The following is a 552-nucleotide window of genomic DNA, read 5'->3' as shown; positions in this document are numbered from 1 at the left end:
GTTTCCTGGGTTGTGGGGGGGTGTTGTTACGTTTTTGTGTTGTTGGGCGGCGCCGTGGGGGGGGGCCCCGCTGTACCCGGCGCTCGTGAGTGGTAAGGACGGTTAGAACCGTCCTCGCCACTCACGAGGCCTAAGACACGATGTCGTGCCTGAGCGGCTACTCGACGTGGTTAAGGGCGCGTGAGTGTCACCGTGGGTGAGGGGTGTGCGGAAATCGGGACGTTCAACGTCTCTGTTTCCACACACCCTGCCGTGAGCGGACCTGTGATGCGGGGACTGTGTGGGTTTCTGGTCATCTGACGTCCCAAGATCCACACAGTCGGCGCAGTCGCTCCGTGGGCGGGATGCACGTGTTCCTCGTGAGTGGCAAGGACGGTTCTAACCGTCCTCGCCACTCACGAGGCCGATGACCAGCCGCACCGGGCAGCCGGAATCGCCGACGGCACCGCATCCGTCGGCGAGCGGCAACCCACCGCCCGAAGCGCGTGAAGGCCCCCTTCCCTAGGGGGAGGCGGGGGGAGGGGGGCGGGACCGCGGGAACGGGACGGAAAG

Origin of the sequence: Amycolatopsis sp. NPDC058340 (assembly GCF_042723975.1) — a bacterium.
Classification (GTDB): domain Bacteria; phylum Actinomycetota; class Actinomycetes; order Mycobacteriales; family Pseudonocardiaceae; genus Amycolatopsis.
Note: the sequence above shows the minus strand (reverse complement) of the source record.